The organism is Nocardia sp. NPDC055053 (genome assembly GCF_053608285.1).
The window spans coordinates 47,987-60,885 of sequence record NZ_JBSGVD010000016.1 but is presented as its reverse complement, the minus strand read 5'-3'; the positions used below and the strand labels follow the sequence as shown (position 1 = coordinate 60,885).

Annotated in this window: 11 protein-coding genes; 4 read left to right on the top strand and 7 right to left on the bottom strand. The window is 69.5% G+C overall.

Annotated elements, in window-relative coordinates:
- Nucleotides 1-828, bottom strand: an 828-nt coding sequence (gene map / locus ACWF82_RS18555) for a type I methionyl aminopeptidase (protein WP_452502648.1), incomplete at its 3' end; no start/stop codon positions are given.
- Between the two features lie 13 nt (nt 829-841).
- Nucleotides 842-3,136, bottom strand: coding sequence for an FdhF/YdeP family oxidoreductase (locus ACWF82_RS18550; RefSeq protein ID WP_452502646.1), 2,295 nt, complete (start codon nt 3,134-3,136; stop codon nt 842-844).
- Between the two features lie 150 nt (nt 3,137-3,286).
- On the opposite strand from ACWF82_RS18550, the gene ACWF82_RS18545 reads away from it, so the two are divergent.
- Nucleotides 3,287-4,270, top strand: coding sequence for a class I fructose-bisphosphate aldolase (locus ACWF82_RS18545; protein ID WP_452502644.1), 984 nt, complete (start codon nt 3,287-3,289; stop codon nt 4,268-4,270).
- 75 nt (nt 4,271-4,345) lie between these two features.
- Here the strand turns inward: ACWF82_RS18545 and ACWF82_RS18540 are convergent, their stop codons facing one another.
- Nucleotides 4,346-5,503 (bottom strand): GAF domain-containing sensor histidine kinase, encoded by a 1,158-nt coding sequence (locus tag ACWF82_RS18540; protein ID WP_452502642.1) that lies wholly within the window; start codon nt 5,501-5,503, stop codon nt 4,346-4,348.
- Nucleotides 5,500-6,156 (bottom strand): response regulator, encoded by a 657-nt coding sequence (locus ACWF82_RS18535; protein ID WP_452502640.1) that lies wholly within the window; start codon nt 6,154-6,156, stop codon nt 5,500-5,502. The genes ACWF82_RS18540 and ACWF82_RS18535 overlap by 4 nt, the downstream gene beginning before the upstream one ends.
- Nucleotides 6,157-6,260: 104 nt before the next feature.
- Here ACWF82_RS18535 and ACWF82_RS18530 point away from each other — a divergent pair, with 104 nt between their 5' ends.
- The gene (locus ACWF82_RS18530) at nt 6,261-8,342 is read left to right on the top strand and encodes a transketolase family protein (protein ID WP_452502638.1); all 2,082 of its coding nucleotides are present in this window, start codon (nt 6,261-6,263) and stop codon (nt 8,340-8,342) included.
- Entirely contained in the window at nt 8,339-9,049 is a 711-nt protein-coding gene (locus ACWF82_RS18525) for an HAD-IA family hydrolase (protein ID WP_452502636.1), read from the top strand. The genes ACWF82_RS18530 and ACWF82_RS18525 overlap by 4 nt, the downstream gene beginning before the upstream one ends.
- A gap of 111 nt (nt 9,050-9,160) precedes the next feature.
- Here the strand turns inward: ACWF82_RS18525 and ACWF82_RS18520 are convergent, their stop codons facing one another.
- Together ACWF82_RS18520 and ACWF82_RS18515 are read right to left on the bottom strand one after the other, a co-directional pair.
- Entirely contained in the window at nt 9,161-10,594 is a 1,434-nt protein-coding gene (locus ACWF82_RS18520; protein WP_452502634.1) for a DHA2 family efflux MFS transporter permease subunit, read from the bottom strand.
- A gap of 46 nt (nt 10,595-10,640) precedes the next feature.
- Entirely contained in the window at nt 10,641-11,117 is a 477-nt protein-coding gene (locus tag ACWF82_RS18515) for a MarR family winged helix-turn-helix transcriptional regulator (RefSeq protein WP_452502632.1), read from the bottom strand.
- Between the two features lie 118 nt (nt 11,118-11,235).
- Between ACWF82_RS18515 and ACWF82_RS18510 the strand changes: the two genes are divergently transcribed.
- Complete coding sequence (locus tag ACWF82_RS18510) at nt 11,236-12,246, top strand: LLM class flavin-dependent oxidoreductase (protein ID WP_452502630.1); 1,011 nt, start codon at nt 11,236-11,238, stop codon at nt 12,244-12,246.
- A 36-nt stretch (nt 12,247-12,282) separates the two neighbouring features.
- Here the strand turns inward: ACWF82_RS18510 and ACWF82_RS18505 are convergent, their stop codons facing one another.
- On the bottom strand, nt 12,283-12,891 hold the full coding sequence (locus ACWF82_RS18505) for a DUF4126 domain-containing protein (RefSeq protein ID WP_452502628.1): 609 nt from the start codon (nt 12,889-12,891) through the stop codon (nt 12,283-12,285).
- Nucleotides 12,892-12,899 lie beyond the last annotated feature (8 nt).

Genomic DNA, 12,899 nt, shown 5'->3' with positions numbered 1-12,899 from the left:
GACGACAAGCGTGTGCTCGAACTGCGCCGTCCACTTGCGGTCCTGGGTGACCACGGTCCACCCGTCGTCCCAGATGTCGTAGTCGATGCCGCCGAGGTTGATCATCGGCTCGATGGTGAAGGTCATGCCGGGCTCGATGACCGACTCGATGTTGGGCTGGTCGTAGTGCAGGATCACCAGGCCGCTGTGGAAGGTGGGGCCGACGCCGTGGCCGGTGAAGTCGCGGACGACGCCGTAGCCGAAGCGGTTGGCGTATGCCTCGATGACGCGGCCGATCACATTGAGCGCGCGACCCGGCTTGACCGCCTTGATCGCCCGGTTGGTTGCCTCTTCGGTGCGCTCGACCAGCAGCCGCACCTCCTCGTCGACATCGCCTGCGAGGAAGGTCTTGTTGGTGTCGCCGTGCACGCCGTGGATGTAGGCGGTGACGTCGATATTGACGATGTCGCCGTCCTCGATCACGGTCGAGTCGGGGATGCCGTGGCAGATGACCTCGTTGAGCGAGGTGCAGCAGGACTTGGGGAAGCCCTTGTAGCCGAGCGTGGACGGGTAGGCGCCGTGGTCGCACATGTACTCGTGCGCGATACGGTCCAGTTCGTCGGTGGTGACGCCGGGCGCGACCGCCTTGCCCGCCTCTTCGAGCGCCTGGGCGGCGATCTTGCCCGCGATCCGCATCTTCTCGATGGTCTCGGTCGTCTGCACCCAGGGCTCGTGGCCCTCGTTCGCGGTCTTCTTCCACACGTACTCGGGACGCTCGATGGAACGCGGGACGTCCCGGATCGGCGACTGGGTGCCGGGAACGAGTGGCTGACGGGTGCGCACGGACATAAAGGGAGTGTAGCTAGGACCCCCGCACGGTGCTGTGACGCGGTTCGAGGCGCACGACGATGCCCTTGGAGGTGGGGGTGTTGCTGATGTCGGCGACGCTGTCGAGCGGAACGAGCACATTGGTCTCGGGGTAGTAGGCCGCCGCCGAGCCACGGCTGGCCGGGTAGGCCACCACGACGAAGTTCTCCGCGCGGCGCTCGACTCCGTCGTGCCAGACGCTGACCAGGTCGACCATGTCGCGATCGGCCAGCCCGAGCTCGGCCAGGTCGTCGGGGTTGACCATCACCACCCGGCGCGCGTTGTGAATGCCCCGGTAGCGGTCGTTGTTCGCGTACGGGATGGTGTTCCACTGGTCGTGGGAGCGCAGCGACTGCAACAGCAGATGTCCCGGCGGCACCGTGAGCATGGCGAAGTCGTTGCAGGTGAACTCCGCTTTGCCGCTGGCGGTGCGGTAGACGCCCTGGTTGACCGGGTTGATCAGCCGCAGCCCACCCGGCCGGTCGACGCGCTCGGTGAAGTTCTCGAAACCGGGCACGACCCGGGAGATGCGGTCGCGCACGGTGTTGTAATCGGCTTCGAATTCCGTCCATGGGATCGCCGGGGTCGCGCCGAGCGTGCGCCGCGCGAGCCGGGAGATGATGGCGACCTCGCTGAGCAGGTGGGGCGAGGCAGGGTCGAGCCTGCCGCGCGAGGCGTGCACTTCGCTCATCGAGTCCTCGACGGTGACGAACTGCTCACCGCTCGCCTGGATGTCGCGATCGCTGCGGCCGAGGGTGGGCAGGATCAGCGCCGTCTCACCGCAGACCGTGTGCGAGCGGTTGAGTTTGGTGGAGATCTGCACGGTGAGCGCGCACTGCCGCAGGGCGGCCTCGGTCACCGTACTGTCGGGTGTCGCACGCGCGAAATTGCCTGCGACACCGACGAATACCTTCGCCGTGCCGTCGCGCATGGCGCGGATCGCGGCGACCGAATCCAGGCCGTGCGCGGCGGGCGGGGTGAAGCCGAACTCGGTGCCGAGTGCGTCGAGGAAGGTCTGCGGCATCCGTTCCCAGATGCCCATCGTGCGGTCGCCCTGGACATTGCTGTGCCCGCGGACCGGGCACACCCCGGCACCGGGGCGGCCGAGATTGCCGCGCAGCAGCAGGAAGTCGACGATCTCGCGGATCGTCGGCACGCCGTGCTTGTGCTGGGTCAGTCCCATCGCCCAGCACACGATGATCTTCTTCGAGGCGAGCACCTGCTCGTGCACCTGCTCGATCGCCGCCCTGGTCAGCCCGGTGGCCTCGAGCGCGGCGTCCCAGCCGAGCTGCCTGGTGTGCGCGGCGAAGGCGTCGAAGCCGGTGGTCTCGGTGCGGATGAAGTCGTGGTCGAGAACGGTGCCCGGTGCGGTGTCCTCGGCTTCGAGCAGCAGCCGGTTCAGCGTCTGGAACAGGGCGAGGTCGCCGCCGGGGCGGATCTGCAGGAAGTGGTCGGCGATGGCGGTGCCGCGCCCGATCACCCCGCGCGGGACCTGCGGGTTCTTGAACCGGATCAGCCCGGCCTCGGGCAGCGGGTTGACCGCGACGATCTTGGCGCCGTTGCGCTTGGCCTCTTCCAGCGCCGAGAGCATCCGTGGATGGTTGGTGCCCGGGTTCTGGCCGACGACGAAGATCAGGTCGGCGGCGTAGATGTCGTCCAGCGACACGCTGCCCTTGCCGACACCCAGCGTCTGATTCAGTGCCGATCCACTCGACTCATGGCACATGTTCGAGCAGTCGGGCAGATTGTTCGTGCCGTAAGCCCTGGCGAAGAGTTGCAGCAGGAACGCGGCCTCGTTGTTGAGCCTGCCCGAGGTGTAGAACAGTGCCTCGTCCGGCGAGTCGAGCCCGCGCAGCGTGGTGGCGATCAGGTCGAGGGCGTCGTCCCAGCCGATCGGCTCGTAGTGGGTCGCGCCGGGCCGCTTGACCATCGGCTCGGTCAGCCTGCCCTGCTGATTGAGCCAGTAGTCGGAGGTGGCGTCGAGTTCGTCGATGGTGTGGGTGGCGAAGAACTCCGCGGTGACCCGGCGGGTGGTCGCCTCGTCGCTGACGTGCTTGGCGCCGTTCTCGCAGTACTCGTTCTTGTGCCGGTGCTTCGGCTCCGGCCAGGCACAGCCCGGGCAGTCGAAGCCCTCGGTCTGGTTGACGTTCAGCAGCGTCAGCGCGGTGCGCTTGGCGGAGGTCTGCGACAGCGAGTACTCGAGTGCGTGGACCACCCCGGGAACACCCGCCGCCCAGGTCTTCGGCGGCGTGACCGACAGGTCGTCGGCGGGGTCATCGATCGAGGTCATCACCGGCTTCTTTCCGTGCCGCGGCACTGCGGTCAGACTGGATGACCAAAAGGCTTCCCAGTTTCGTGCCGGTTGTCAACGCGGCAGTTCACACCCGGCATCGCCCGCAGGGGTGAGGACGCGGTCCGGAACCGCTCGCATGCTCTCCCCATGACGACACTTCCCGCCACGACTCTCGCCGCCGTCGCCCAGCAGCTGACCGGCGGCGGCCGCGGCATCCTCGCCGCCGACGAGTCGATCAAGACCATGTCCGCCCGCCTGGAACAGGAAGGGATTCCCGCGAGCGCGACCACCCGGCGCGACTACCGCGCGCTGCTGCTCACCGCCGACGGCCTGGCGGAGTGGATCAGCGGAATCATCCTGTGCGACGAGACTTTCGGTCAGGATCTCGCCGACGGCCGCGCGTTCCCGGTCGCGGCGCGCGAGCTGGGCATCCTGCCCGGCATCAAGGTCGACACCGGCACCACCGGACTTCCCGGCCAGGGTGGCGCGCTCGTCACCGAGGGACTCGACGGGCTCGGCGCCCGCTTGGCCGCCTATGCCGAGCGCGGCGCCGCGTTCGCCAAGTGGCGGGCCGTCTTCGACGTGCGGTCGATCACGCCCTACGCCGCGCACGCCAACGGGGACGCGCTGGCGCGCTACGCGGCGCTGTGTCAGCGGCACGGCATCGTCCCGATCGTCGAGCCGGAGGTGCTGTGCACCGGTGACCACGACCTCGACGCCTCGCTCCGGGCGACCCGGCTGGCCTTGCGGTCGGTGTTCGCCGCGCTCGATGCCGCCGGTGTCGACCTGTCGGGCATCGTGCTCAAGCCGAACTTCGTGACGCCCGGTCTCGATGCGGCGCCGGTGTCGGTGGACGACGTGGTGGGAGCGACTTTCACGGTGCTGCGTGAGACCGTGCCCGCTGCCGTGCCCGGCATCGCGTTCCTGTCCGGTGGGCAACCCACCGAGCAGGTCTGCGACTACCTGGGCAACCTCAATATCCTCGCGGGCCGGCCGTGGGCGGTGACCTTCTCGTTCGGCCGAGCGCTCGTCAGCGCGGCCCTGCGTGCGTGGGCGGAATCCGACGAAGTGGCTGCGGCGCAACAGATTCTGCTCGCCAATTGCCGAAGCGCGGCCGACGCGACCCGCTGACGACTCGGCCGTCCGGACCCGCAGCCTGGCACCAAGGCGCTCCGCCGGCTACCGATCAGCGGCTCGGCCGCGCCGTTACCGGATAGGCAGCTCGACCAGCAGGATCGTCCCGCGCCCCCGCATCGACTCGACCCGCAGCGAGGCCTCGATGACGGCGCAGCGTTCGGCGATCGAACTCAGACCGAAATGCTGCTCACCGTCGACGGCTCGCGCTTCCCGGCGGGCGATCGGGTCGAAGCCGGCGCCGTCGTCGGAGCAGCCGAGGACGACCGAGTCGCCGGCCCGGCGCAGCGACAGCACGATCCGGTTCGCGCCCGCGTGCTTGACCGCGTTGGCCAGTGCCTCTTGCGCGATCCGGTAGAGGGCTGCCGCCGCGTGGTCGGGGATGTCGCCGACGGCGGCCGCCGGGTCGACGAGCAATTCGATCGACGGTCCGTCGCCGGTGCTCGCCGTGTGCACCAGCGATTCGATGGCGGCGATCAGCCCGAGGTCGTCGAGGACGAGGCTGTGCAGGCCCGAGATCGCCGCCCTGGTCTCGTTGTAGGCGAAGTCGGCCAGCGCGCGGGCGCTGATCAGCTCTTCACGGGCGCGTTCCACGGCACGCGCACCGGCTTCGTCACCGGCGGCGACGTGGGCGGCGAGTTCGGAGACGGTGAGGTCGGCGGCGGACAAATGGAACGACATGGAGGCGAGCGCGGTGGTCACCCCGTCGTGCAGGTCGAAGGCGATCCGGCGTCGCTCGGTCTCCTGCGCCGAGATCGCTTGCTCGACAAGGCGATCCCGCTCGCTGCGGTGCCGATTCACCGTGCGCCACAACCGGTGCGCGTGCAACGACAGACCGAGCACCGCCGCATAGGATTCGGCGCGCGCGAGATCATCGGGCCCGAACGGTTCGGCCGGGTCGCGGTGCGCGGCCAGCACGCCGACCGCCGCGCCGTCGATTCCCGGCAGCGGCAGGCACATCCGGGTGACGGTCTGGTCGGGTTCGAGCTGTAACAGCTTGCGGTGCAGCGCATTACGTGGCGAATCGACGTCGAGCAGCACCGGTTTGCCGGTCCGGGCGACCAACCCGGTCACCCCGAACCCCACCGGCAAGGTGAGCGAGCCCGCCGACGGATGCGCGGGCCACAGGTCGACGATGCCGAGGTCCTGCCCGTCGACGGCATAGAGGAGCACACCGTCGGCGGCGAGGAGCGCGGCGAGCTCGGCCGCTGTCGGCGCGGCGGCGGTCAACGGAACAGCCCCTCGCGCAACGCGACCGCGATCGCCCCGCTGCGATCGGACACCCCGAGTTTGCGATACAGCCCCCGGATGTGGGTCTTCACCGTGTCCTCGCTGACCACCAGCTTGCCCGCCACCGCGCGGTTCGAATACCCGGACACCAACAGCCCCAGCACTTCCGACTCCCGCTGGGTCAGTCCCAGGTGCGCGCCGGACCAGAACTGCCCCGAGTCGAGCCGGGCGGCGGCCAGCGCCACCCGACCGGCCAGCGCCGGGTCGACCACGGTCTCCCCCTCCCCCGCCCGCAGCAGCTGGGCGACGAGTTCCCGGCCGTCGACCCGTTTGAGGATGTAGCCCGCGGCGCCGGCGCGCAGGGCCTGGTAGAGGTAGTGCTCGTCGTCGTACACGGTGAGCAGGACGACCTTCGTCTCCGGGTACTGCACGGTGATCTGCCTGCACAGATCGAGTCCACTGGCCTTGCCGATGCGGACATCGCACAGCACGATATCGGGCCGGTGCTCGGCGACCATCCGCAGCGCGGCGGTGTCGGTGGTGGACTGCCCGACGATGACGACCTCGTCGGGGAAATGGCCGAGCATCGCGTCGAGCCCGTGCAGCACCATCTCGTGATCGTCGACGAGCACAAGCCGTAACGGGATCGGCATACCGCCAGCCTACGACCGAAAACCTCGGTGGCTCCCCGCATTTCCCGATATCACCCACGCGCCCACCCGCCGGGGGGAGGGCGCGGCGACGCCGATGCGGTGCGATGGACGGACCCGATCAGGAAGGCCGCGCCATGCCGGAATCCACTGTCCATCGGCCGCTCGTCGCGCCGTCGGTCGAGACCGACCAGCTCGCCGTCGACACCCTGCGGTTTCTCGCCGCCGACATGGTCGAGGCCGCCAACTCCGGCCATCCCGGCATGCCGATGGGGGCGGCGCCGATGGCGTGGACGCTGTGGAGCAGGCATCTTCGGCACGATTCGGCGGACCCGGGATGGGCGGACCGGGACCGGTTCGTGCTGTCGGCCGGGCATGGTTCGGCCCTGCTGTACGGGCTGCTGCATCTGTTCGGCTATGACCTGCCCGTCGAGGAGCTGCGCCGCTTCCGGCAGCTGGGGTCGCGGACACCAGGCCACCCGGAATTCGGCGAGACGCCCGGGGTGGAGTGCACGACCGGACCGCTCGGTCAGGGGCTGGCGATGGCGGTGGGAATGGCATTGGCGGAGCGCATGTCCCACGCCCGCTACCCCGAGATCACCGAGCACCGCACCTACGCGATCGTCGGCGACGGATGCCTGATGGAGGGCGTCAGCCATGAGGCAGCTTCCTTCGCCGGGCACCTCGGGCTTGGCCGGTTGATCGTGCTCTGGGACGACAATGCCATCACCATCGACGGCGCGGTGGAGCGCTCGTGCGGTGACGACCAGATCACCCGCTTCGCCGCCTACGGCTGGCACACCGAGGTGGTGCCGGACGGCACCGATATCGAGGCGATCGACACGGCCATCCGCCGCGCCAAGGCCGACCCGCGTCCCAGCTTCCTGGCCGTCCGCACGGTGATCGGTCACGGCGCTCCCGACGTGGCGGGTACGGCGAAGGCACACGGATCACCGTTGGGCGCCGATCAGCTGGCACGGGCCAAAGAGATCGCGGGGTGGGGCCATCCGCCGTTCACGGTGCCCGAGCAGGTCGGTGCGACGTGTGCGGTGCTCGCGGAGCTCGGCGCCGAGGACCGCGCGGACTGGCTCGAACGGTTCGCCGAATTCGCCGCTGCCGCACCGGAACGCGCCGAGGAGTTCACCCGTGCCGGCGCGCGGATCCTGCCCGCCGGGTTCGCCGAGGCACTGTCCGGGATCGTCGGGGACGCACCGCGGGCGACTCGGCAGTCCTCGCAGGCCTGTCTCGATGCCGTGCTGTCGGTGATGCCGGAGCTGGTGGGTGGCTCGGCCGACCTCGCGGGCTCGACCGGCACATCCTGCGGCCCGGTGGTGACCCGGGACGACTACGCGCGCACCGCGATCGCGTTCGGCATCCGCGAATTCGGGATGGCCGCCATCCTCAACGGGATCAGCCTGCACGGCGGATTCCGGGTGTTCGGCAGTACATTCCTCGTGTTCGCCGACTATCTACGTCCGGCATTGCGTCTGTCGGCGCTGATGGGTCAGCCGGTGATCTACGTGCTCACCCACGACTCGATCGCCGTCGGCGAGGACGGACCGACCCACCAGCCGGTCGAACACGTCGAATCGCTACGTGTGATCCCCGGCTTGCAGGTGCTGCGCCCGGCCGATGACGCCGAGACAGCTCTCGCCTGGGAGTTGGCGCTCAGGCGCACCGACGGCCCGACCGCGCTGGTTCTGTCCAGACAGGCTCTCCCACAACACAACACCCACCGCCCGATGAATCACCCCGGGGCCGACCCGCAGGCCGCCGTAGCGGATTCCGGCACCAGCCAGGCGCCTAGGTCCGACCTAGACACAGGCGCCGACGAGATCGCCCCCACCAGCTCGCCCGGCGGCGGCGAGGAGCTCCGCACTGTCGAACTCGTTGCCACGGGCTCGGAAGTCGCGCTGGCGGCGGCCGTCGCCGATCAGCTTCGGGCCGACGGCGACACCGTCCATGTGGTGTCGGCGCTGGACCGGTCGCGCTACTCCCCCGACACCTCCACGCACACCGTCAGCATCGAGGCGGGCAGCACCGCGGGCTGGGCGGGGCTGGTCGATCTCGCGATCGGCATCGACGAGTTCGGGCACAGCGGTCCCGGTACCGAGGTCATGGCTCATCACGGCTTCACCGTGCAGGCGGTCGTCACCCGAATCCGCGAATACCTGGGCGGGACACGATGACTCGCCTGGACGCGGTGATCTTCGACGTGGACGGCACCCTGGTCGACAGCGAACGCGACGGTCACCGGGTCGCGTTCAACGCGGCCTTCGCCGAGGCCGGGCTACCCGACCGGTGGGACGTCGACTGCTACGGGCAGCTGCTGAAGATCGCCGGCGGCACGCACCGGATGACGTACTGGTTCGAGAGCACCGGCAGGCCGCCCGCGCAGGCCAGGGAGCTCGCGGAACGGTTGCACCCCAGCAAGACACGGATCATGCGGCGCCTGGTCGAGGACGCGCAGATCCAGCCGAGGCCGGGCACACGCCAGCTCATCGAGCAGCTCACCGCGCGGGGTGTCGCACTGCACGTGGCGACCACCGGCACCCGCGCCTGGGTGGAACCGTTGTTGCGGAACGCGTTCGGTGATGTGTTCGGCACCGTGGTCACCGGAACCGAAGTGCCCGACCTCAAGCCGAGCCCGGCGGTGTACCTCGAGGTCCTGTCCAGAACGGGCTGCGCTCCCGAACACGCCGTGGCCGTGGAGGACTCCGCCAACGGCGTCCTGTCCGCGACGGCGGCCCGATTACGCTGTGTCGCAGCGCAGAACGCCTACACCCGCTCGCACGATCTGTCCGCGGCGACGCTCGTCGCCGATGGTCTCGACGACCCGGAGCTCGTCAGCTGGTTCGACACCCGCCTCGCCGAGACTCAGCGGCTGGAACGGTAGCGGCTACCCATCCCGCGGTCACGTAGCTCGCCGCCGACATCGGGATGGCGGCGGCGTTGCGCGAGGAGGAACGGGGTGGTTCCGCGATGCGGGCCCGTGCGGGCCGCCGGTTCAGAAGGCGGGAACCGGGGTGGCGACCGGGACGGCCTCGCTGGTGGTGCCCGGGCGGCGCAGGACGGTGACGCTAACGAGCAGGGCCGTCGCAAGAAGCCCCGCCGCCACGGTGAACGCCAGCCGGTAACCGCTGGTCAGCGCCACGGCATCCGAAACGCCCGCCGCGAGCTCGGTGCCGGTCCGCGCGGCGGCCAGGGTGGACAGGACCGCGATCCCGATCGCCATGCCGACCTGCTGGGTGGTGTTGAACAGGCCAGAGGCCAGCCCGGCATCGTCGGCCGCGGCACCCGACATGCCCAGCCCGGTGAGCGCGGGCAGGACCAGTCCGCCGCCGGCGATCAGCACCATCATCGGCAGCAGGTCGACGACGTAGTCGGCCTGCACCGGAAGCCTGGTGAGCCACGCCATTCCGGCCAGCAGCAGCACCAGACCGGCGACGAGCACGGTGCGTTCCCCGAAGCGGGTGATGAGCCGGGCCGAGGCGAACAGCGACACCCCGCCGATGGCGACGGCTGCGGGCAACATGGCCAGACCGGTCTGCAAAGCGTTGTAGCCGAGCACCTTCTGCAGATAGAGCGCGACGATGATCTGGAAGGCGAACATGGCCGACAGCGTGAGCATCTGCACCATATTGGCGCCGGACACGGTGCGGGAACGGAAGATTCGCAGGGGCAGCAGCGGATTACGGGCCGTCGCCTGACGGACGACGAACGCGCCCAGCAGCCCAGCGGCCAGCGCGCCCAGACCCAGGGTGTGCAGCGAGTCCCAGCCGTACCGTTCGACCTCGACGACGGTGTAGATGCCGAGCATCAGACCGGAGGTCACCAGAACGGCACCGAGGATGTCGGCGCCCGCGGACCAGCCGAGCCCACGGTCGGCGGGCAGCGCCTTCACCGCGACGAGCACGGTCACGAGCCCGATCGGCACATTGATCAGGAAGATCCAGTGCCAGTTCAGCGCATCGGTGAGCACCCCGCCGAGCACCTGGCCGAGAGAGGCACCCGCGGCGCCGGTGAAGCTGAAAATGCCGATGGCCGTTGCCCGTTCACGCGGGCCGGGGAACATCGTCACCAGGATGCCGAGCACCACCGAGGCGGCGATCGCGCTGCCGACGCCCTGCAGGAAGCGCGCGGCGACCAGCATGGCCGGACTCGTCGCCGCACCGGCCAGCAGTGATGCCGCGGTGAAAACGACAGTGCCGGTGAGGAACATCGTCTTGCGGCCGATCAGGTCGCCCAGCCGCCCCGCCAGCAGGAGCAGGCCGCCGAAGGCGATCAGGTACGCGTTCACGGTCCAGCTCAGACCGGCGGGCGAGAAGCCGAGGTCGTCCTGAATCGCCGGCATGGCGACGGTCACGATGCTGCCGTCGAGGATGGTCATCAGCGTCGCCGCCGACAGCACCGCGAGGGCGATGCGCTGAGAAGTGGTCATGAAACGACCGTACTAGATAGTTTCGTTGCAGACAATCCATTACGGACTATTGCCGCGCGCGGCGCGCGGGCGCAGCCTCCACCGCCGTCGACAGATGACCCTCCACCAGCAGATTCAGTGCGCGAACCAGGGTTTCGCGCTCCACCTTCGGCAGCGACCCCAGGGCCGCCTCATGCACGCCGTCGACGATTTCGGTACTGCGCGCGGCGAGCTTCGCACCCTCGGGCGTGACCGCGATGATGCGAGCCCGGCGATCGGTACTCGACGGCTTGCGCTCGGCCAGCCCCGCCTTCTCCAACGCGTCGACGGTGACGACCATGGTCGTCTTGTCCATATCACCGAGTTCGGCGAGCTGCGCCTGGGTGCGCTCGGCTTCGAGCGCGTGCACCAGCACGCAGTGCATGCGGGCGGTCAAGCCGATCTCGGCGAGTGCCGCCGCCATCTGCGTGCGCAGGACATGACTCGTCCGGTCGAGCAGGAACGACAGGTCGGGTTCGGTACGGGTAGGCGCGAGGGCGGTCATACGGCCACTATAGTTTTGTTATAGATAATCTGCATCCATCCACAATCGGGGAATTTCGCCGGACCGCAGTCCGTTTAGGAGATGACCGGAGCAGACCGCATCCCGAAACGAGGTTCATATGGAACTGGGGCTGACCACCTTCGCCGAGCTGTACCCCACCGGCGACCGGCCCGCGCCGACCGCCGCCGAGCGCCTGCGCCAGGTCGTCGACGAGGCCGTCGCGACCGAGGCCGCGGGCCTGGATGTCTACGGCGTCGGCGAGCACCACCGCCAGGATTTCGCGGCCTCCTCCCCCGCGGTCGTGTTGGCCGCCGCGGCAGCGCGGACCGAGCGCATCCAGCTGACCAGCGCGGTGACCGTCCTCAGCTCCGACGACCCGGTCCGGGTCTACCAGGACTTCGCGACGCTGGACGGCTTGTCGAACGGCCGGGCCGAGCTGATGGCCGGACGCGGCTCGTTCACCGAGTCGTTCCCGCTGTTCGGCTACGACCTCGCCGATTACGACGCACTGTTCGAGGAGAAGCTGGCACTGCTGCTGCGGCTGCGCGAGGAGGGTCCGGTGACCTGGTCGGGCCGGTTCCGCGCGCCGCTGCGCGACGTGACGGTGTACCCGCGCACCGACGAGCGGCCACTGCCCGTGTGGATCGCGGTCGGTGGCAGTCCCGAATCGGTCATCCGCGCGGGTCTGCTCGGGCTGCCGTTGGCGATCGCCATCATCGGCGGCCAGCCGGCGCGCTTCAAGCCGCTGGTCGAGCTGTACCACCGGGCGCTGGCCGAGGGCGGCCACGAGAAGCAGCCGGTGGCGGTGCACGCGCACGGCTATGTCGCCGACAGCGACGCGCAAGCCGTCGCCGACTTCTACGCGCCGTACGCGCTGGCCATGTCGACCATCGGCCGCGAACGCGGCTGGGGCCCGATGACCCGCGAACAGTTCGATGCCCTGCGCTCGCAGAGCGGTTCGCTGTTCGTCGGCACTCCCGACTACGTGGCGGGCAAGATCGCCGAGGTCGGCGACACCCTCGGGCTGGACCGGTTCATGCTGCACACCAGCGTCGGCACCCTGCCGCCGGAACAGGTCCTGCACAGCATCGACCTGCTGGGCACGAAGGTGGCGCCGCAGGTGCGCTGAGGGCCGATCCGCCGCCGGTCGTCCTGCTGCTCGGCACTATTCGAGTGCGGCGGCCTCACCCGTCCGTCGAGTCTCCCGGCGTTCCCTGCGGCGTCGGAGGTAGCGCCGGATGCGGCTGGCGCAGGCGTAGACGACCCACAGTCCGATGGCGAGCAGGACCGCGGCGATCACCGCGGCCAGCACCGGGAAGAACATGGCGAGGGCGAGGACACCGCCGACGCTCAGGTCTTCGGCGGTGCTCAGCGCGATATTGGTGACCGGTTCCGGCGAGGTGTTGACCGCCATGCGGGTGCCCGCTTTGACGATGTGGCTGGCCAAGGCGGTCGTCCCGCCGACCGCCGCGGCGAACAGCGCCGGCAGCGAATCATCCTGACCGGCGATCAAAGCCGACACCACCGCACCCGAGGCGGGCCGCACCACCGTGTGCACGGCGTCCCAGAACGAGTCGAGGTACGGGATCTTGTCGGCGACAGCCTCGATCAGGAACAGCACTCCCGCGGCGACGAGCACATCGGTCCGCTGGAGCCCAGGGGGCACGTCGTCGGTCCAGCCGATCCGGCCGAACAACCCCAGCAGGAACACCACCGCGTACGCGTTGATCCCGCTGGCCCAGCCCGCGGTGAAGATCAGAGGTAGCACCGACACCCACCCAG